The sequence below is a fragment of the Sulfitobacter sp. M05 genome (assembly GCF_029285175.1).
GTDB lineage: Bacteria > Pseudomonadota > Alphaproteobacteria > Rhodobacterales > Rhodobacteraceae > Sulfitobacter.
On sequence record NZ_JABEDH010000001.1, the window covers coordinates 720,162 to 738,892 of the forward strand.

Genomic DNA, 18,731 nt, shown 5'->3' on the forward strand with positions numbered 1-18,731 from the left:
GGATACCTTTCAAAGCAAGTGCCGCGCCAACTTGACGTTCGGCGCAATCGCAGTGAAACACGGCCCAGACACAGGAGCAAGACTATGCGCAACTCAACCCGGTCCGAAGTCGATCCCTTTATCGTGATGGACGTTATGCAAGCTGCCGCCAAGGCCGAAGCCGAAGGCCAGCACATCATCCGTATGGAAGTCGGCCAGCCCGGTACAGGTGCGCCGAAAGGTGCGATTGAGGCCTTGAAAAAAGCCATGGAGGACGGTGCCCTTGGATACACTGTTGCATTAGGGCTGCCAGCTCTGCGCGCCCGCATCGCCCAGATGTATGGGGAATGGTACAATGTCGATTTGAATCCGGAACGTGTGGTCATCACCCCGGGGGCGTCCGGCGCGTTTATCCTTGCTTTTAATGCACTTTTTGACACTGGCGACCGCGTGGGCGTCGGCGCACCGGGGTATCCCAGCTACCGCCAGATACTCAAGGCGCTGGCCCTGACGCCGGTTGATTTGCAGACCTCGCTTGAAAACAGGTTGCAGCCAGTGCCGGCGGATTTTGCGGATCAGGATCTGGCTGGTTTGCTTGTCGCGTCGCCGGCCAACCCAACAGGCACAATGCTGAACCGTCCGGCCATGGCCGCATTGATTGACGCCTGTGCGGGGCAGGGTGCCTCGTTCATTTCGGACGAGATTTACCACGGCGTTGAATACGATCAAAAAGCCGTGACCGCGCTGGAAGTGACGGATGATTGTTACGTGATCAATTCGTTTTCCAAGTATTTTTCGATGACCGGCTGGCGTGTTGGTTGGATGGTCGTGCCGGACGATCATGTGCGTGTGGTCGAAAGGATTGCGCAGAACATGTTCATCTGTTCGCCTCATGCCAGCCAGGTTGCAGCCCTTGCGGCAATGGATTGCACCGAGGAGTTGGAGGCAAATATGGATGTATATCGCGCCAACCGTGCGTTGATGTTAACCGGTTTGAAAGAGGCGGGTTTCACCAGTTTTGCCCCGCCTGATGGTGCGTTTTATGTTTATGCAGATGTCAGTGAGCATACCTCTGACAGCTTGAGCTTTGCGGCGGAAATTCTTGAAAAGGCAAAGGTTTCCGTGACGCCAGGTCTTGATTTCGACCCTGTGCGCGGGGCCACAACCCTGCGGTTTTCCTATGCCCGCAGCACGGCGGACATTGCTGAAGGTCTGGCGCGGCTCAAAACCTTTATGGAAGGCCGAATGGGCTAGGCCTTGGCCACTGTTTCAATAGGTGCCACCGGGCTGGGGTTCTGGCCCGCGGCGGCCGGTCGGCTCTGGCATCCATGGTGAACACCCCATGCGCAGGGCTGTGCCCGCTGCCATCGGCATCCAGCCGTAGTCTTGCAGTAATTGGGAAAACAGACTGAAAAAGGAATGCGCCCCCGGGTCTCCGTCCCGGAAGAACCAGACATAGAGCGCCCAGAACAACAGTTGGAAAATCCAGATAACGGTAAACCATTGCAAGGCGCGGCCCAGACGGGAAAGGGTATTCAGGGATTTCACGCGACGCTCCTTTCGCTTGATTACTGTTGCTATGCCGCAGCAAGGTGGCGTGAATGTGGCCGCAATGGGTTCTCTCTATGATCCGCTCTGTTTTGCCCAGGTTCCCAAGATTGCGCCCCTGATCCGTCCCAATGGCTGGGCGGGCCTGATCGGGCGTGTTAAAGAGGGGCAAACGGCATAATCCAAAGCGGTGAACGATGCGGGCATTCCTATTTCTGGCGATGTTTCTGGGACTGTGGTCAAGCACCGCAGTGGCGCAGGAACTTGGCGTTATTGCGCGGGTCGATCCGGCAAGGTCAACTGTGACAGACCGCTGGTTCGGCAAGACCGAGGTCACGCTGGGCCTTAGTCAGGGGGTGCCGTTTCGCGTCTTCTTGCTGGATGATCCCGCGCGGCTGGTGGTTGATTTCAAGGAAGCGGATTGGTCCACCCTGCGCCCGGAAATGATCCTGCCGGAAGCGGGACGGGTGGCGGCTGTGCGGTTTGGGCCGTTTCGCCCCGGTTGGTCGCGCTTGGTTGCGGATCTGGCTGAACCAATGGTGCCGGTGGAAATCGGAATGCCGGTCGATGTGGCAAGCGGGCGAGCGACCCTTGAAATCACTCTAAAGACCGTCAACGCCGAGGTTTTTGCCGCGCAGGCCGGCGCACCAGTTGATCCGGCTTGGCCGCAGGCTTTGACCTTGCCACGCGCACCGCAAACGACTGAACCAGATAGATTTATTGTCACACTTGATGCTGGTCACGGGGGGATTGATCCGGGGGCTGAACGCGGCGAAATTCGCAAAAAAGACCTGATGCTTGCTTTTGCCCGCAGCCTGCGTGAGGTCTTGCTGCGCAGCGGTGTCGATGTGGTGATGACCCGCGACGAGGACATATTTGTGCCGCTCGAAACCCGCGTCGCTATCGCACATCAGGCACAGGCCGATATCTTTATCTCGCTTCATGCGGACAATCTGCGGCAAGGCGGTGCGAAGGGCGCGACTGTTTACGTTCTGTCCAAAGAGGCCAGCGATGCGGCAACTGCTCATCTGGCGGCGCGTCACAACCGGTCTGATATCATTGCCGGCGCAGACCTGACCGGATCAGATGATCAGGTGGCGGGCATTCTGTTGGATCTGGCACGACAGGAAACCGAGCCACGGTCGCTGTCTCTGGCCAATACGCTGATTGACGGAATGCAGCAGGCGGGCGGACCGATGAACCGCAGGCCGCTGCGCAAAGCCGGATTTTCGGTGTTGAAATCGGCGGATATCCCGTCGGTCTTGGTCGAGGTTGGGTTTCTGAGTTCCGACCGTGATCTGAAAAACCTGCGCGATCCGGTCTGGCGCAGCACGATGGTCGCAGGCATTGTCAAGGCGATTCTGGCCTGGCGGGACAGTGACGCCGCCCGTGCCCCATTGGTGCGCCAATAGTCTGGCGTTGCGCCAAAAACAGCCGATTGCGCTTGCCGCGGGGTTTTGACGATCCCGTCGCGATCCCCTATAAGCGCAAGCAACGACAGCCATAGCCAAAGGTCTGCACAGGTGTTCCGATTTATCCTTTCTTTTCTGGGCGGTATCTTTACCACCCTCACAATGAGCATCGGCATGGTGGCGCTGACCATTGGTGCTGTTTTCTGGATGTATGGCCGCGACCTGCCCAGCCACGAAAGCCTTGCGCAATACACCCCCCCGACGATCAGCCGGATTTATTCGGGGCAGGGCCGTCTGATTGACGAATTTGCCAAGGAACGGCGGCTGTTTGCCCCTGCGGACACCATTCCGCCAATGATCAAACAGGCGTTTATTTCGGCGGAAGACAAGAATTTCTACGAACACGACGGATATGATCTGCGCGGTATCGGTGCCGCGGCTATTGACGCCGTGCGCTCGCGGGGGCGTGACGTGCGCGGGGCCTCAACCATTACACAGCAGGTGATGAAGAACTTTTTGCTCTCTGGTGACCGGCGCGCAGAACGTAAGATCAAGGAGATCATTCTAGCCGCCCGTGTGGAAGAGGCTTTGGATAAAGAAAAAATCCTTGAGCTGTATCTGAACGAGATTTTCCTTGGTCAAAACTCGTACGGGGTCGCTGCGGCGTCTCAGACCTATTTCAACAAAACACTTGCCGAACTGGCCCCGCATGAGGCGGCTTTTCTGGCGTCACTGCCGAAAGCTCCGTCGGATTACCATCCGGTGCGTCGCAAGGAACGCCTGTTACAGCGGCGTAACTTCGTGCTGCGGGAAATGAACGAAAACGGCTATATCTCGGACGCGGTCTATGCCGCTGAAAAGGCGCAGCCGCTGCGTTCGGTTCAGAATGGCGATTTCGACAGCTTCAAAAAAGACCTGCCGCCGCGCGACTACTTTACCGATGAAATCCGCCGCCAGTTGTCAGAAGATTTTGGCGAGGGTGAGTTTTTCACCGGCGGTTTGACCGTACGCGCCACCATCGATAATGAGATGCAACCGATTGCGGCCAACGCTCTGCGTCGTCAGTTGGAACAGTATGACCGTGGGCGTGGTGTGTGGCGGGGAACCGGCAAGAAGATCTCGTCTGAGCAATTGGAGAGTGAAGAAAACTGGCGTGAGGCACTTTCTGATCTGCGCGTACCGCGTGACATCGACCTTGAAAACCAGTGGTATCCGGCTGTTGTGCTGGCGCTTGGTGAAAATGATGCGCGCATCGGTATCGAGAACGTAGCAGAGGACGGTGCGGGGCACTTTATTCCTGCGAAGGATGTGCAATGGGCCCGCAAACGTCTGGAAAACGGCAAGCTGGGGCGCAAAGCCCGCGTTGCCGGTGATCTGCTTGACGTAGGTGATGTGGTGCTGGTCCGCCGGATGACAGCAGACGCTGATGGCAGTTTCATCCGCTGGACCCTGCGTCAGGTGCCCGAAGTGCAGGGGGCTTTTGTTGCGATGGACGTCGACACCGGCCGGGTGATTTCCATGCAGGGTGGCTTCTCTTATCAGGCATCGGTGTTCAACCGCGCCACACAGGCCCAACGACAGCCCGGTTCCAGTTTCAAACCTTTCGTTTACGCTTCGGCGCTGGACAGCGGCTATTCCCCGGCCACGATCGTGGTGGACGCCCCGATCGAGATCAACACACCACAGGGGGTCTGGCGGCCCAAGAACTCTTCCAATCGGTTTTACGGACCGACACCCCTGCGCACCGGCATCGAACAATCGCGTAACCTGATGACAATTCGTCTGGCACAGGAAGTCGGCATGAGTGTCGTCGGAAGCTATGCCGAACGGTTTGGGGTCTATGATGATCTGGCACCGGTACTGGCCAACGCCTTGGGGTCGCAGGAAACCACCCTGTTCAAGATGGTCAGCGCCTATGCAATGTTTGCCAACGGCGGCGAGCGGGTAACGCCTACGCTGGTGGACCGTGTGCAGGACCGATACGGGAAAACCGTTTACAAACATGACGACCGGATCTGTGATGATTGCCAACAGGCCAGTCTGGCCCCCGGTGTTGCACCACGGGTCATCTCAAACCGTGACCGTGTAATGGACCCGGTCACCGCCTATCAGCTGACGTCGATGATGCGCGGTGTTGTTGAACGCGGCACCGCTCGCAAGGCGGTAAACCTTGGTGTGCCGACCGCAGGCAAGACCGGTACAACCAACGAGGCAAAAGATGTCTGGTTCGTCGGGTTCACCAGCAACATCGTTGCGGGCTGCTATATCGGATACGACCAACCCAGACCGATGGGGCGTGGTGCGACCGGTGGCGGCATGTGTGGCCCGGTTTTCCAACGGTTCATGCAAGAGGCGGTCAAAAAATACGGTGGCGGCAAATTCAAGGTGCCCGAGGCCTGTGAATTCATCAAGATTGACCGTTTCTCGGGGGCCCGCCTGAGCGCTGGTGCCTCGGGACCGAATGTTGTTTCCGAATGTTTCCGCGGCGGCGAAGAGCCGGTATTTGGCATCACTTTCGATGGTGGTTTTGCTATGGGCTCGGATCTGCCGCTGGTGGAGGAGGTCAACCGCGTTGCCAAGCAAGTCACCACCTCGACCGGCAAAAAAGCCGTAGTTGGCCCCAAGGCAAGCTTTGGTACCCTGTCATCAGGTGGTCTCTACTGAATTGCTGGCGGGGGTTTCCCCCGCCCGACGGCTTGAAGGTGTTGAACCGCTGGTCTATGTCGATAGGGCATAGAAAAAAGGCTTGAACCCGATGCGCGCAGAGGCACAAAATACCGCAGACCAGATTTCCAAGTCATTGGAATTGTTGGGGCAACGGCTTGGGGTTGAAACTGCCCAGCACCGGCTTGAGGAATTTAATGCCCGTGTCGAGGATCCCAACCTGTGGGACGACGCAGATGCCGCGCAAAAACTGATGCGTGACCGGCAGGCGCTGGTCGATTCCATTGCGACCTATGAGGGCATCAAGCAAGAGTTGACCGACAACGTCGAACTGATTGAAATGGGCGAGATGGAGGATGACGAGGAAGTCATCTCTGAGGCCGAGACCGCCTTGAAAGCGCTGGCCGAAACCGCTGCACAGAAAGAGCTTGAAGCGCTGCTGGACGGCGAGGCGGATGGCAACGATACCTTTCTTGAAATTAACTCGGGTGCCGGCGGGACAGAAAGCTGCGATTGGGCCAGTATGCTGGCACGCATGTATGTTCGCTGGGCCGAAAAGAAGGGCTATAAGGTTGAATTGCAGGCGGAAAGCGCCGGTGAAGAAGCCGGCATTAAATCCGCGACCTACAAGATTGCAGGGCATAACGCTTATGGCTGGCTGAAGTCCGAAAGTGGCGTTCACCGGCTGGTGCGGATCAGCCCGTTTGATTCCGCGGCCAAGCGGCACACATCCTTTACCTCGGTCAAAGTCTATCCAGTGGTGGATGACAACATCGAGATCGAAGTGAACCCCAGTGACATCCGCATTGATACCTACCGGTCATCCGGTGCCGGCGGTCAGCACGTGAACACCACCGATTCCGCTGTGCGGATCACCCACCACCCGACCGGCATTGTTGTGACATCTTCGGAAAAGTCGCAGCACCAAAACCGTGATATCGCCATGAAAGCCCTGAAAAGCCGGCTGTACCAGATGGAACTGGACAAGCGTTCGGCACTGGTCAACGAAGCCCACGAGAGTGCAGGGGATGCCGGCTGGGGCAACCAGATCCGATCTTATGTTTTGCAACCCTACCAGATGGTTAAGGACCTGCGTACAAACTTCGAGACTTCGGACACCAAAGGGGTGCTGGACGGCGATCTTGATGGGCTGATGGGGGCGACACTGGCGCTCGCGGTCAGCGGCAAGAGCCGCGCTGAGGCTCAGGGGGCTTAGGGCACGCGCTGGGGCCATGGCCCTAGTCCTGCGCGGCCATGCTTGCTTTCCAGAGTTTCTGTTGATTAAGTCCGGCCATGGATATTTTGGATGAAGACGCCCGCGCCCTGTCGGGTGCCCTGGAAAGGGGCGACGTTTCTGCAGTTGAAGTGATGCAGGCAACGCTGGCCCGTATCAATGCTGTGAACCCGCAGGTAAACGCGATTGTGTCCCTGCGTGACGGTGACGCGCTTTTGGCAGAGGCACAGGCCGCCGATTCCGCACCGCGCAAGGGCTGGCTTCACGGTATTCCGATTGCGATCAAGGATTTGGCCAATGCCCGCGGCTTGCCTACCTCAAAGGGCTCGCCCCTTTTCGAGGGGCAGATTGCGCAACAAGATGACGTGATGGTCAAGCGCCTGCGCGATGCGGGGGCGTTGATCATCGGCAAGACCAATACGCCAGAATTCGGATTGGGCAGCCATACGTTCAATCCGGTGCATGGTGCCACCTGCAACCCCTATGACCTTGGGCGGTCTGCTGGCGGATCATCCGGCGGGGCGGCGGCGGCATTGGCGGCGCGGATGCTGACGGTGGCGGATGGTTCGGACATGATGGGGTCCTTACGCAACCCGGCGGGGTGGAACAATGTCTATGGGATGCGTCCGACATGGGGCACCATCCCGGGGGACGCGGATGGCGATGTTTTCCTGCATCAATTGTCGACTTTGGGGCCAATGGCGCGGTGTCCGCAAGATTTGGCGGCACTTTTGGATACAATGACCGGTGCCGACGCCGCGCAGCCGCTCAGCACCAGCCCTGATGCGACCTTGCCGATGCTAACCGCACCGCTGCCCGCTCAACGGATCGGCTATCTGGGGGATTGGGAGGGCGCGCTGCCCTACGAGGCAGGTATTGCAGAGCTGAGCGACAAGGCGCTGCAACAGATGTCAGCGCTTGGCCATCATGTGATAAACCTGCCTGCCCCGTTTGATGCGGATCAGCTGTGGGAGAGCTGGATCACCCTGCGTTCCTTCGCAGTGGCGGGCGGCAGTCACGCGCTTTATGCGGATAGTGAAAAACGCAAGCTATTGAAACCGGCTGCGATATGGGAGATCGAACGCGGTCTTGCCATGTCCGCCATGCAGGTGAACCACGCCAGTATGGTACGCTCTGACTGGCTGCGCGCAGTGAACCGGTTGTTTGAACAGGTGGACGTGCTGGTGCTGCCTTCGGCGCAATGTTGGCCCTTTGATGTAAACGCGGTTCATCCGACGGAAATTGCGGGTGTGGCGATGGACACCTATCACCGCTGGATGCAGGTGGTGATCCCAGCGGGGCTGATAGGTTTGCCGGTGGTGAACATTCCCGCAGGCTTTGGCGAGAACGGCTTGCCCGGGGGGCTGCAACTGATCGGACGCCACGGCAGTGATGGTCAGTTATTGAAACTGGCACAGCATTGGCACACCGCAACCGATTGGCCGCGCACGCGCGCCATGCCAGGCTGAACTTGGCATTCCACTGCCTTGAGCAAAATTCCATGTATTGGCCTGTTGTCCGGGTGTTTTACCGTCTGGGCCGACGTGGCGGTCCTGCGGGATGTTCGCGTCCGGCGTCGATCAAACGCTGGTGCAGTGCAGGAGCGTCGGCATGTCCCGCCTCCAATGCAAAGACATAGGCGTGAGTGAGGAAAAAAGCCGCTGCGTCAGGCGTTTCCGCGGTCTCTGCTGCCTGGGCATAGAGCTGCATCATGGTCAGCCCGTCGCCTGCCGCATGGGCGGCAAGCAGGGCGGTATCAATGCTGTTCATTCCGCGGCATGTGCCGGTTGAGGGGGCGGTGCGTCGGTGCGATGACGCTCCATCTGGGCGGCGACCCAATCGTGGAACATATGGGTTGGCCCATCCATCACCGGCGAAAACCGCCCGCCGTCAAAACCGGTCGCGTGACGTCCCCGCTGCATACCCTCAACCACAAAGACATCTTCGACAAAGACCTCTTTCCATTGCTCTGTATTTCGCTGGCGCAGGGCGTCAGGCGTGTGTTCGGCGGCATAGTAAAGGTGGATATTTTCGACCGTGCGGTCCGGGCCCTGCGGGACCAGAATAATCGCAAAGGTATGGTCGCGATGCACCCCAAGCAGCACGTTCGGATAGACCGTAATGTACTCCGCCGCCGTGTCCCACTTAGACTCTAGGGCGTCAAAGTCGGGGAAAACGGTACCGTCTTCGTCCTTCAGCTGACGGTAAACCCATGTGCCTTGGCCGGAAAACTTGCCCGGCTCTTCGATGTGATAGTGATCCTCAAGTCGGGAATAGGTGTTCAGCCCCGGATGGACCCAGGGCAGATGATAGCTCTCGCAATAGTTCTCGACCGCGAGTTTCCAGTTACAGTTTACCTCAAGCGTGAAGCGGCTGTCCTGTCCCCCATGGAACAGGGGTTTGTCGAACTCGGCCCATCGGGCCAACAGATCAGCGTGGGCCTCTTCAAAGGGGGCCGCGGTGCCGGAAATGTTGATATAGATCACGTCCATCCAGATGTGGCTGCGGACCTCAATCAAGCCCAGGAGATCACGGTCGATTCCCTCATGGGTGTTTTGCCCGGGGCCACCGACATGTGGTGTGCTGACCAGCCGACCGTCGGTAGAATAACACCAGCTGTGATAGGGGCAGCGGATCGCCCCTTCGATCTTGCGCGGGGCATCAACAAGGATCATCCCGCGATGGCGGCAGATGTTCTGGAACACCCGCACCTGACCCTGTTTGTCACGTACGATCAACAGCGGCATGTTGAGAAAGGTTACCGGAACGGCATCACCAATTTCTGGGACATCAGCACCGACGCCCAGTCCGGCCCAGCTGTCAAACAGCACGGCTTGACGCTCTTCGTTAAAGACTGCGGGGTCGGTATAATGGGCATTGGGTAAACCGTTCGCCTGCGAAATGGGACGGCGTACATTGCTCAGATCGGACACGGGGTTGGGCATCTGCGCTCTCCTGTTGCTCAGCTAAAGATAGCCAAGCGCAACGCATTTGCCTTGCCGCATTGCGACCCGTTTTTATCAGGGGCGACACCAGGACCCGTGACGGTCAGAAAAAGGGTGTGTCCGGCTGCAACAGGCGACGATGGAACGGCAACAGGTCTTCGACGGCATGAAATCCGCTTTGACGGGCCACCGGCAAGGCGTCCGACACCTTGTTGCCAATAAACTCATACACCATGCGCAGGGCGCGGGGGCGGCCAACCTCTTCCGGTACGGTGCGGGTGATAAATCCAACCCAAAAGTTATTTTCGAACGAGGCAACCCGATAGAGATAATTGAAAGACGAGGTCATGGCATTGCGGCGCGACACCAAAAGGACGATTCCGTCTTCTTGCTGCATGACCAGGGCGCGGAATTCACGTGCCCGCGCGTTCGTTGGCAGGTTCTGCAAATTCATTGATTCGACGGATTCATATCCGCGCATAAAGGTATTGGACCCCTCGCGCAGGATCATAATCAAGCCGACGATATAGACATTAGGATCGCTAAAGCTGCGCCGGGAAAAACGGTAGAACCCGCTGGGAAAGGCGTCTTCGGTCACATTGGACACTGCGGTCCCAAAAAAGTCGCGCAAGAACGGGTTTGCAATTGGGTCATCGCCGGTTCCGATTTTGTCGACGGGTTCCAGCAGCACCCGCGCATCAACTTTGAAGAAATTGCATATACGGGCAAGCACATCCGGGCGCGGAAAGCTCTCGCCGGAAAGATATCTGTTGAACTGTGTTCGGTTGATACCCAATTGGCGCGAAAGATCGGAGATCGAGGCATAGGGGGCAGAAAGCTGGCGGAGATTCTCTCCAAACATGTTACGCAGTAGTGCCGGAGATTCTGTTGGGTGAGCCATGTCAATATGTCCCTGGTCGAAAACTCTGAAGAAGGACGTAGCGTTCCTGTACTGGAGTTTCGCACACCTGACGCTACTTAGCAACAGGTCTGACGCTACTTAGCTTCAGTTCGGCATTTTTTCGACACAAATCCTTCCGTGCCCTGAAATCGCTTACACCTATAATAGAATTGAAGGTTTTTTGCGGTAACCGGGACAGAGGGGCGTAGCGATATCATGATGGGTGTTGTGCTGTGGAGCGATGTGAACGACGAGAAAGCTGTGTTCTGGTGCGAGGACCACGGCGACCTTGTGTATTATGATGCCGGATCCCAGTCGCAAGACAAGGACCTTGTTTTCCATCCCGGTGATATGGTGCAATTCGACGTCACCATTGTCTGCAAGACCAGACGCGCAATGAACGCCCGCATGGTTGAAAGCAATATTTGCAACGGGTTGCTGGACAGTTTGCACCTTAACATCGCGATGAGAAATGCCGAAACGGTTGCTGCGCGCTCTGATGGAAAGGTCGTGCCGTTTCGCCGTAAGACAGGCGAGATGTCCCCATTGCGCAGATGCGAGAACGGGTAGGGCCTTCAGGCCGAAAATTTTTCAGGAACATGAGTGGTTTGTAAGGGCGCGGGCATTGCCCTTGTGGAAAATCGGCTGGCGCGCGCAATGTTCAGACAGCGCAGGCCGACGATTCCGGAGGTGCCCTTGGCACCATGGGCTGGTGCCAAGATGGTTTTTAATGACGCAGGGGGTCGCGCGCCCCGCGGTCACGGGCTCAGTCGCCGCGTGACAAGGCTGCAACGCCGGTACGTGCCACTTCGGAAAGGCCCAGCGGGCGCATCAGATCGGCAAAGGCGTCGATCTTTTCCGGCGCGCCGGTGATCTCAAACACAAAGCTCTCCAATGTACTATCCACGACATTGGCACGGAAAATATCAGCAAGGCGCAGAGCCTCGACACGGTGGTCGCCCTTGCCGGAAACCTTGAACATTGCCAGTTCCCGTTCCACGCTTGCCCCTTCGACGGTCAAGTCATGCACGTCATGGACCGATACAATTCGCCCCAGCTGGGCTTTGATCTGTTCGATCACCTGCGGCGTGCCCGAGGTCACAATGGTGATGCGGCTGAGGTGGCCGGTCTGGTCCACTTCGGCAACCGTCAGGCTGTCAATGTTATATCCGCGACCGGAGAACAGGCCGATCACCCGGGCCAGAACACCGGGTTCGTTTTCGACAAGTACCGCCAATGTGTGACGCTCGACCACATCGGAAAAATTCGGGCGTAGATTGTAGGCGGAGTGCGAGGTGGCACCTTTTTTGATTTTTAGAGCTGACATATTCCGTATCCTTCAAGTGGGGGTGTCGGAAACTTTCAAAGTTTCCGACCGTTTTCTTTCAAAGAAAACGTCTCAGACAAGAACCGATCCTTTTGCGTCAATTGCGTTCTGCGTGTCGGCGTCACCCATAAGCATCTCGTTATGCGCCTTGCCCGAGGGGATCATCGGAAAGCAGTTTTCGTGCTTTTCAACGAGACAGTCAAAGATTACCGGCCCGTCATGGTTCACCATCTCCATGATCGCATCGTCCAGATCATCGGGATCGGAACAGATGATACCCTTGGCCCCAAAGGCCTCGGCCAGTTTCACAAAGTCGGGCAGGGATTCAGACCAGCTTTGCGAATAGCGCTCGCCGTGCAGTAATTCTTGCCACTGGCGCACCATGCCAAGGCGTTCATTGTTCAGGATGAACTGTTTGACCGGCAGGTTGAATTGCATTGCCGTGCCCATCTCTTGCATGTTCATCAACCACGAGGCCTCGCCGGCAACATTCACAACAAGGCTGTCGGGGTGCGCCATCTGCACCCCGATAGAAGCGGGGAAACCATAGCCCATCGTGCCCAGACCCCCGGAGGTCATCCAGCGGTTGGGGTCTTCGAACCCAAGGTATTGCGCCGCCCACATCTGGTGTTGGCCAACTTCGGTGGTGATGTAGCGGTCGTGATCTTTGGTCAGCGCCTCAAGACGGGAGAGGGCATATTGCGGTTTGATGATCTTGCCCTTTTGCTCGAACTTCAGGCAATCAACGGCGCGCCATTCCTCGATCTGTTTCCACCATTTGGCCACAGCTTCGGAATTGGTTTTGCGGCCGCGTGATTTCCAGATCTTCAGCAGATCTTCCAAAACATGGCCCACATCCCCAAGGATCGGGATATCAACGCGGATCACCTTGTTGATTGAGGAGGCATCAATGTCGATATGCGCCTTTTTGGATTTCGGGCTGAACAGGTCGACAACACCGGTAATCCGGTCGTCAAAACGTGCGCCAATGTTGATCATCAGATCACAGTCATGCATCGCCATATTGGCCTCATAAAGCCCGTGCATCCCCAACATGCCCAGCCACTTGTCACCCGACGCCGGATAACAGCCCAGCCCCATCAGGGTGGAGGTGATCGGAAAGCCGGTCGCCTCGACCAATTCGCGCAGCAGCTGGCTGGCCGCCGGGCCAGAGTTGACCACACCACCACCGGTATAGAATACCGGGCGTTTGGCCTTTTCGATGGCTGCAACCAATTCGGTGATCTCTTCCAGATCGCCTTTCAGCTTTGGCTGGTAATGCGACACGGATGGGGCTTTGGGCGTATAGGTGCCGGTGGCAAACTGCACATCCTTTGGAATGTCGATCAGAACCGGGCCGGGACGGCCCGAGGTTGCCACGTGGAAAGCCTCGTGAATCACGCCGGCCAGCTTGTCAGTTTCCTTAACCAGCCAGTTATGTTTGGTGCAGGGCCGGGTGATGCCAACAGTGTCGGCCTCCTGAAAGGCGTCAGAACCAATCATAAAGGTTGGAACCTGTCCGGTCAGAACAATCAACGGGATTGAATCAAGCAGGGCGTCGGTCAGGCCGGTGACAGCGTTTGTCGCACCCGGACCGGAGGTCACCAGTACAACACCGGGTTTGCCGGTGGAGCGCGCATAGCCTTCTGCGGCATGCACGGCACCCTGTTCGTGGCGTACCAGAATGTGCTTGATTGAATTTTGCTGAAACACCTCGTCATAGATCGGTAGGACAGCGCCGCCGGGATATCCGAACACAGTGTCCACACCTTGGTCAATCAAGGCTTGGACGATCATTTTGGCTCCGGTCATTTGGCGTTTCATCGTAGTGCTCCGTACGGCGTTAATTTGTGTGGCGCATAAAAAAGCCCCCGAGGATGTCGGGGGCGCATGGGTCAAAATATGGTGTACCGTTACCGGCCCATGCGCATTTTTCCCAGAATGACGACTAGATTGGTCATGCCCAAAGGCTCCTTCATACGTGCGGGGACATTATGAGGGGTTTTGCGGGGCGTCAACAGGCAATGCGGAGATAAATGTGTCTTTGGGGGTGTATTTTTCGGAATTATATTTCGTCTTGCGGCGCTATCTCGACATAAAGAGAAAATATGCCAAGGATTCGAGACTGAACCAAGGTCGTTTGCCGCGCATTTGCACGTGAACCGCCTGCCTTGGCGGGGAAACACCCCAAGAACCCAACCGACCCAGCCATCCACCGCAATCACTTGCGAGCCCGTTCCAAACGGTGCGGTTTGCGGTGATCTGAGCCAGATTCAAAGAGACCCGCCTGTTTGAAAACAGGCGGGCCCTTTGGTGCTATCGGTAAGTCCGGAGGTCTTCGTCTTAGTGTGCTGTCATCTTGGCCGCGATTTCTGCACCGTTCAGCGCGGTTGGGAAGTATGTTGGCCAATTTGTTACTTCCTTCAGCAATGCAGCGCGGTCATTGCCCCAATACAGGTGAAAATGGTCAACCTTGGTCGGTGCGATTTCGTGATCGCTGAACTGAATGAACTGGGGCGCGGCCTCGTCGCCGCCGGATTTTTCGAAAATGAAGCGGACACCTTGGTTGCCCGATTTGTAGGTAAGGATTTCATATCCGTCTTCCGCGTATTGCCCCTGTACAGGCTGACCCTCCCGGAAAAAGGTCACGCTGGAGCCGTCGATCAGAATACGTTCAACATCCGTCTTATATCCGGTTTCGTAATAGGCGCGGTACTCCTCGGCAGTCTTTTTGCCGCTTTCTGCCTTGTGTTTCATTACAACATCCAAAGTACCGTCTTGCAGGAAGGGGTAGAGGGACTGCCAGTCATTGGCCCAGTCAGACAGGGCGCGGGCTTTTACCTCTGCCTCGTTGACCAAGGACGGACCGTGGTCCTTGTGCTGGTGTTTATGCGTGTCCGTCTTCGCTGAATTTGCCGTGGTTTGGGCGATTGACTGCGTTGAAAGGACGATCAGCGCTCCGGTAGCGATGGCGCAGGCTTGTTTAAGGAATGTCTGTTTCATGCGGGTTTTCCAGCTCTTATTAGGTAATGTTATAACGTAACATTTGCGTGGTATCTTTTTTGAATTTACTTGGCAAGGCACTGTGGTGTCCGGACCGGCATAATTCGGCCTGACGCACTTGGATAAGTGTAAAACGAAAGGTGGCTTTAAGGGATCAACAGGCTGGGCGGCCGGTCCCTGACCCTAACGCGGTGGCGTCATAACCTGACGCCGGTGCCCTGCAATACACCGTGTTCCATGGCATAGCGGGTCAGTCCCGCAGTACTGGAGATGCCAAGCTTGCGTTTGATATTCTTGCGATGAGTCTCGACCGTGCGCACAGAGATATCCAGCTGACCCGCGACTTCCTTGTTGGATTTACCAGAGGCGAGTTGCAGCAGGATCGTCTGTTCACGCTGGGTCAAGGCCTCGCGGTCCGTGTCCTCTTTTGGCGCAATTGATCCCTGCGCCCCTGTGCAAAGATAGCGTTCGCCAGCCATCACCACGTCGATGGCTTGTTTGATCTCGTCCGTCGGCACATCCTTGAGAAGGTAACCCTTGGCCCCGTGACTAAGTGCGCTTGAGATGTATTCGGGGTTGTCGTGCATTGTTAGGATCACGATGCGGGTTTCGGGGCGGCGTTCCAGCACAATTTCTGTGGCGGTCAGCCCGCCAATGTCGGGCATGTTCAGATCCATCAGGATCACGTCGGGGTTCAACTGGTCCAGCTGGTCAATCATTGCGCGCCCTGTACTGAGGGTCGCAATAACGGTGACATCGTCATAACTTTCCAGAATAGACTGAATGCCCTCGGCAACCATCGGGTGGTCATCAACAATTACAACACGCACTTGGTTTGTCATTCGGCGGCAACCTTGGGTTGTTCAGGGTTCTGTGGCGGTAGCATATGGCTCAAAGGAACGGTGGCTTCAATACTGGTGCCGCCGGCCTTGCTGTTGCGCACTACCAGTTTGCCGCCCACCTGTTCCATGCGTTCCTGCATGTTACGCAGTCCTAGCCCCGAAGAGCTGGCCGAGCGGTTAGGCGCAATGCCGCGCCCGTTGTCGCGGATGATCAAGGTTGCGCCATGGCGGTGCCCACGCAGGCTGACGTCGATCTGTTGTGCGCCTGCGTGTCGTTCCACATTCGTCAAGGCCTCTTGGGCGATGCGGTAAAGTGCAATCTTGGCCTCGTCGTCCAATCGGTTGCGAAACACTGCCGTTTCAATCCGCCCCTTGATGCCTGTGCGAGCCTCGAATTCTTCCACCAATGTTTTGATCGCCGGGCCAAGGCCCAGATCATCCAGCACACCGGGACGCAGATCACGGCTGATCCGGCGCACTTCGATGATGGCTTCGCCCAGACTGTCGATGCCTTTGGCCAGAGGGTCTGCCGCCTGTGTATCGCCGCGTTCCAGCCGGCGGCGCGCACTGTCCAGCGCATAACGTACACCAACCAGAATCTGGCTGATCCCGTCGTGCAATTCCCGCGCCACGCGGCCGCGTTCCTCTTCTTGGGCGTCAAACACCCGTTCGGTCAGTTTCTTCAGCTTGGCATCCGCCAGCCGGCGTTCGCGCAAGTTCACCCCCATGCCGGTGGCAAAGACCACAAACAGCGCCGCCAGCGTGATGCCGCCAATGTAGACAAAGGTGCGCTGCACCCGTGCCTCTACATCCGCGCGCGCACTGGCGACAGAGGCAAGCACATCGTCGATGAACACGCCGGTGCCAACGGCCCATTGCCAGGAGGGGAAGGAGGTCACATAGGTGATCATCCGGGCTTCTTCTCCTGTGCTGGGTTTTGGCCAGAGGTAACTGTGATGTCCTGCACCCTTGCGTGCAATGCGGATCAGTGCGTCAACAATCTCTGTGCCTTCGCTGTCGGTCTGGCCGAGCCAGTTTTGGTTGATCCGATCGGTCTGGCGCGGGCTGACCAATTGATTGCCGTCATAATCATAGACAAAAAACTGCCCCTCATCGCCATAGATCATTGCCGAAAGGATCTGTGCCACCCGACGCTTTGCCTGATCATCATCCGGGGCGGCATTGCCGTAGATAAAGTAGAAGCCATTGCGGGCTTGGGTCACATAGTTGCGCAGCTCTGCTTTCTTGGCCTCGATCAACTGGGCCTCAAGGGTGAAAATCTCGCGTTCAGCCAGGGCGCGGGCCTGAATGGCCACGATCACGGCAATTGCGGCGACCGCCACAATCAGCGGTATCGCCGCCAAAAGCGTGAGCTTTTGGGCATAGCTGAGGACGAAGGAACGAAGAAACCGCCGCATAACGATTCGATACGCCGAATCGTGGCCGAATCAAAGGGCAGGCGGGCCGCAGGGGGGGATCTTTTGCTCTCTTTTGGTCGAGATTGCGCAAAATAAGAATATAGATCAATGGATTAAGTCGAATTGGGCACCCCCGTACGTAGAACTAGGTATTCCACTTCTCGCAACCATTGTTAGGGTGGCTGCACTTGAAACGACCTGCGCGTGCGAGTCTGCGCGACGCGGGCATTCTACTCGGGAGGAGTAACCCTATGGATCGTCGTTCATTTCTGAAGACATCTGCCCTCGGTGGTACTGCCGCTGCCGCCACGACATTGGCCGCACCGGTTTACGCGCAAGGCAAAAAGACACTGACAATGGTCACATCTTGGCCGCGCGGTTTCGCCGTGCTGGACGATGCGGCAACCTATCTGAACAACATGGTCAACGAGATGTCTGACGGCACTCTGACCATCGACAAAAAGGCCCCCGGTGAACTGGTTGGTGCATTCGAAGTATTCGACGCCGTTTCCTCCGGTCAGGCGGACATGTATCACTCGGCTGACTACTATTTCATCGGCCAGCACCCAGCCTACGCATATTACACCGCGGTTCCATTCGGCGGCACAGCGCAAGAGCTGACAAACTGGTACCACCACGGCGGCGGTCACGAGCTGCACAACGAGCTGGGCGAAATCTTTAACCTGAAATCCTTCCTCGCAGGTAACTCCGGTTCCCAGTCCGGTGGTTGGTTCCGCAACGAAATCGGTTCAGCGGCAGACTTTAACGGTCTGAAATTCCGTATGCCGGGCCTTGGTGGCAAGGTTCTGGGTAAACTGGGCGCATCTGTTCAGAACATTCCCGGCGGCGAACTGTATCAGGCGCTGTCTTCCGGCGCACTGGACGGTCTGGAGTGGGTTGGCCCGTTTGCCGACGAACGCGCGGGCTTCCAAGAAGTTGCAAAAGTCTACTACACGGCTGGTTTCCACGAGCCGGGTTCCGGTCTTGCTTGCGCAGTTAACCTTGACGTCTTCAACGGCCTGTCCCCAGCGCACCAGAAGATCATCGAGTATGCAACAATGGCGACCACGCACATTCAGCTGGCTCAGACACTGGCCAACAACGGTGCCGCATTGGCGCGCTTGCAGCAGCAGGGTGTGAAAACCATGCAGTTCTCGGATGATGTATGGGATGCGTTCGGTGCCGCGTCTTCCGAAGTAATGGATGAGAACATGGGCGACGACCTGTTCGCACGCACACGCGAGAGCTTTGAAGCCTCGCTGACCTCGTCTGCGGAATGGCTCTCCAAGTCCGACGCATTCTATGTCGAACAGCGCGAGCGTGTCCGCAACAAGGGCTAAGCCTTTGCGATAACAACCTTAAGGGCCGCGCAGATTGCAGCGGCCCTTGATGCAATTCAAACGACGGGTGCAAACGCCTGATACGCACAAAACGGGGAACGCCCCGACGTGCGCTCCG

The 18,731-nt window shown here is 57.1% G+C and carries 17 protein-coding genes; 8 read left to right on the forward strand and 9 right to left on the reverse strand.

From position 1 onward, the window contains the following. Window positions 1-84: 84 nt before the first annotated feature. Window positions 85-1,233 (forward strand): aminotransferase class I/II-fold pyridoxal phosphate-dependent enzyme, encoded by a 1,149-nt coding sequence (locus HKX44_RS03630; RefSeq protein WP_276149934.1) that lies wholly within the window; start codon window positions 85-87, stop codon window positions 1,231-1,233. A gap of 15 nt (window positions 1,234-1,248) precedes the next feature. On the opposite strand, the gene HKX44_RS03635 is transcribed toward HKX44_RS03630, so the two are convergent. Continuing rightward, window positions 1,249-1,527, reverse strand: a complete 279-nt coding sequence (locus HKX44_RS03635) for a hypothetical protein (protein WP_276149935.1) — start codon at window positions 1,525-1,527, stop codon at window positions 1,249-1,251. A gap of 55 nt (window positions 1,528-1,582) precedes the next feature. On the opposite strand from HKX44_RS03635, the gene HKX44_RS03640 reads away from it, so the two are divergent. The 5 genes from HKX44_RS03640 to HKX44_RS03660 all read left to right on the forward strand — a co-directional run bounded on the left by HKX44_RS03640 (window position 1,583) and on the right by HKX44_RS03660 (window position 8,306). Further along, on the forward strand, window positions 1,583-1,708 hold the full coding sequence (locus HKX44_RS03640) for a hypothetical protein (protein ID WP_276155520.1): 126 nt from the start codon (window positions 1,583-1,585) through the stop codon (window positions 1,706-1,708). A gap of 16 nt (window positions 1,709-1,724) precedes the next feature. After that, complete coding sequence (locus HKX44_RS03645; protein WP_276149937.1) at window positions 1,725-2,939, forward strand: N-acetylmuramoyl-L-alanine amidase; 1,215 nt, start codon at window positions 1,725-1,727, stop codon at window positions 2,937-2,939. Window positions 2,940-3,050: 111 nt separating this feature from the next. Then, window positions 3,051-5,603 carry a PBP1A family penicillin-binding protein gene (locus HKX44_RS03650; protein WP_276149938.1) on the forward strand — a complete coding sequence of 851 codons (2,553 nt, stop codon included), beginning with the start codon at window positions 3,051-3,053 and terminating at the stop codon, window positions 5,601-5,603. Between the two features lie 91 nt (window positions 5,604-5,694). Beyond that, complete coding sequence (gene prfB / locus HKX44_RS03655; protein ID WP_276149939.1) at window positions 5,695-6,819, forward strand: peptide chain release factor 2; 1,125 nt, start codon at window positions 5,695-5,697, stop codon at window positions 6,817-6,819. A gap of 77 nt (window positions 6,820-6,896) precedes the next feature. Then, the gene (locus HKX44_RS03660; RefSeq protein ID WP_276149940.1) at window positions 6,897-8,306 is read left to right on the forward strand and encodes an amidase; all 1,410 of its coding nucleotides are present in this window, start codon (window positions 6,897-6,899) and stop codon (window positions 8,304-8,306) included. Window positions 8,307-8,364: 58 nt separating this feature from the next. Here HKX44_RS03660 and HKX44_RS03665 read toward each other — a convergent pair whose 3' ends face one another. The 3 genes from HKX44_RS03665 to HKX44_RS03675 all read right to left on the reverse strand — a co-directional run bounded on the left by HKX44_RS03665 (window position 8,365) and on the right by HKX44_RS03675 (window position 10,683). Further along, the gene (locus HKX44_RS03665) at window positions 8,365-8,607 is read right to left on the reverse strand and encodes a hypothetical protein (RefSeq protein WP_276149941.1); all 243 of its coding nucleotides are present in this window, start codon (window positions 8,605-8,607) and stop codon (window positions 8,365-8,367) included. Next, a complete protein-coding gene (locus tag HKX44_RS03670) occupies window positions 8,604-9,782 on the reverse strand; it encodes an aromatic ring-hydroxylating dioxygenase subunit alpha (protein ID WP_276149942.1) in 1,179 nt (392 codons plus the stop codon). The genes HKX44_RS03665 and HKX44_RS03670 overlap by 4 nt, the downstream gene beginning before the upstream one ends. 103 nt (window positions 9,783-9,885) lie before the next feature. After that, window positions 9,886-10,683 carry a helix-turn-helix transcriptional regulator gene (locus HKX44_RS03675; RefSeq protein WP_276149943.1) on the reverse strand — a complete coding sequence of 266 codons (798 nt, stop codon included), beginning with the start codon at window positions 10,681-10,683 and terminating at the stop codon, window positions 9,886-9,888. Window positions 10,684-10,899: 216 nt separating this feature from the next. Between HKX44_RS03675 and HKX44_RS03680 the strand changes: the two genes are divergently transcribed. Then, window positions 10,900-11,253 carry a hypothetical protein gene (locus HKX44_RS03680; RefSeq protein WP_276149944.1) on the forward strand — a complete coding sequence of 118 codons (354 nt, stop codon included), beginning with the start codon at window positions 10,900-10,902 and terminating at the stop codon, window positions 11,251-11,253. A 196-nt stretch (window positions 11,254-11,449) separates the two neighbouring features. Here the strand turns inward: HKX44_RS03680 and ilvN are convergent, their stop codons facing one another. From ilvN to HKX44_RS03705, 5 genes are all read right to left on the reverse strand, one after another. Beyond that, window positions 11,450-12,010 carry an acetolactate synthase small subunit gene (gene ilvN, locus HKX44_RS03685; RefSeq protein WP_276149945.1) on the reverse strand — a complete coding sequence of 187 codons (561 nt, stop codon included), beginning with the start codon at window positions 12,008-12,010 and terminating at the stop codon, window positions 11,450-11,452. A 72-nt stretch (window positions 12,011-12,082) separates the two neighbouring features. Next, entirely contained in the window at window positions 12,083-13,834 is a 1,752-nt protein-coding gene (locus tag HKX44_RS03690) for an acetolactate synthase 3 large subunit (protein ID WP_276149946.1), read from the reverse strand. Between the two features lie 519 nt (window positions 13,835-14,353). Next, window positions 14,354-15,013 (reverse strand): metal-binding protein ZinT, encoded by a 660-nt coding sequence (locus HKX44_RS03695; protein WP_276149947.1) that lies wholly within the window; start codon window positions 15,011-15,013, stop codon window positions 14,354-14,356. Window positions 15,014-15,210: 197 nt separating this feature from the next. Then, the gene (locus HKX44_RS03700) at window positions 15,211-15,855 is read right to left on the reverse strand and encodes a response regulator transcription factor (protein WP_276149948.1); all 645 of its coding nucleotides are present in this window, start codon (window positions 15,853-15,855) and stop codon (window positions 15,211-15,213) included. Then, window positions 15,852-17,273 (reverse strand): cache domain-containing protein, encoded by a 1,422-nt coding sequence (locus HKX44_RS03705; RefSeq protein ID WP_276149949.1) that lies wholly within the window; start codon window positions 17,271-17,273, stop codon window positions 15,852-15,854. Before HKX44_RS03705 ends, HKX44_RS03700 begins: the two co-directional genes overlap by 4 nt. Before the next feature lie 251 nt (window positions 17,274-17,524). Between HKX44_RS03705 and HKX44_RS03710 the strand changes: the two genes are divergently transcribed. Then, entirely contained in the window at window positions 17,525-18,613 is a 1,089-nt protein-coding gene (locus HKX44_RS03710; protein ID WP_276149950.1) for a TRAP transporter substrate-binding protein, read from the forward strand. Window positions 18,614-18,731: the final 118 nt, after the last annotated feature.

Bases quoted from the DNA above. Each gene is read 5' to 3' on its own strand.
- HKX44_RS03630 (WP_276149934.1), top strand. From the start codon at position 85: ATGCGCAACTCAACCCGGTCCGAAGTCGATCCCTTTATCGTGATGGAC.
- HKX44_RS03645 (WP_276149937.1), top strand. From the start codon at position 1,725: ATGCGGGCATTCCTATTTCTGGCGATGTTTCTGGGACTGTGGTCAAGC.
- prfB (WP_276149939.1), top strand. From the start codon at position 5,695: ATGCGCGCAGAGGCACAAAATACCGCAGACCAGATTTCCAAGTCATTG.
- HKX44_RS03660 (WP_276149940.1), top strand. From the start codon at position 6,897: ATGGATATTTTGGATGAAGACGCCCGCGCCCTGTCGGGTGCCCTGGAA.
- HKX44_RS03665 (WP_276149941.1), bottom strand. From the start codon at position 8,607: ATGAACAGCATTGATACCGCCCTGCTTGCCGCCCATGCGGCAGGCGAC.
- HKX44_RS03670 (WP_276149942.1), bottom strand. From the start codon at position 9,782: ATGCCCAACCCCGTGTCCGATCTGAGCAATGTACGCCGTCCCATTTCG.
- HKX44_RS03675 (WP_276149943.1), bottom strand. From the start codon at position 10,683: ATGGCTCACCCAACAGAATCTCCGGCACTACTGCGTAACATGTTTGGA.
- HKX44_RS03680 (WP_276149944.1), top strand. From the start codon at position 10,900: ATGATGGGTGTTGTGCTGTGGAGCGATGTGAACGACGAGAAAGCTGTG.
- ilvN (WP_276149945.1), bottom strand. From the start codon at position 12,010: ATGTCAGCTCTAAAAATCAAAAAAGGTGCCACCTCGCACTCCGCCTAC.
- HKX44_RS03690 (WP_276149946.1), bottom strand. From the start codon at position 13,834: ATGAAACGCCAAATGACCGGAGCCAAAATGATCGTCCAAGCCTTGATT.
- HKX44_RS03695 (WP_276149947.1), bottom strand. From the start codon at position 15,013: ATGAAACAGACATTCCTTAAACAAGCCTGCGCCATCGCTACCGGAGCG.
- HKX44_RS03700 (WP_276149948.1), bottom strand. From the start codon at position 15,855: ATGACAAACCAAGTGCGTGTTGTAATTGTTGATGACCACCCGATGGTT.
- HKX44_RS03705 (WP_276149949.1), bottom strand. From the start codon at position 17,273: ATGCGGCGGTTTCTTCGTTCCTTCGTCCTCAGCTATGCCCAAAAGCTC.
- HKX44_RS03710 (WP_276149950.1), top strand. From the start codon at position 17,525: ATGGATCGTCGTTCATTTCTGAAGACATCTGCCCTCGGTGGTACTGCC.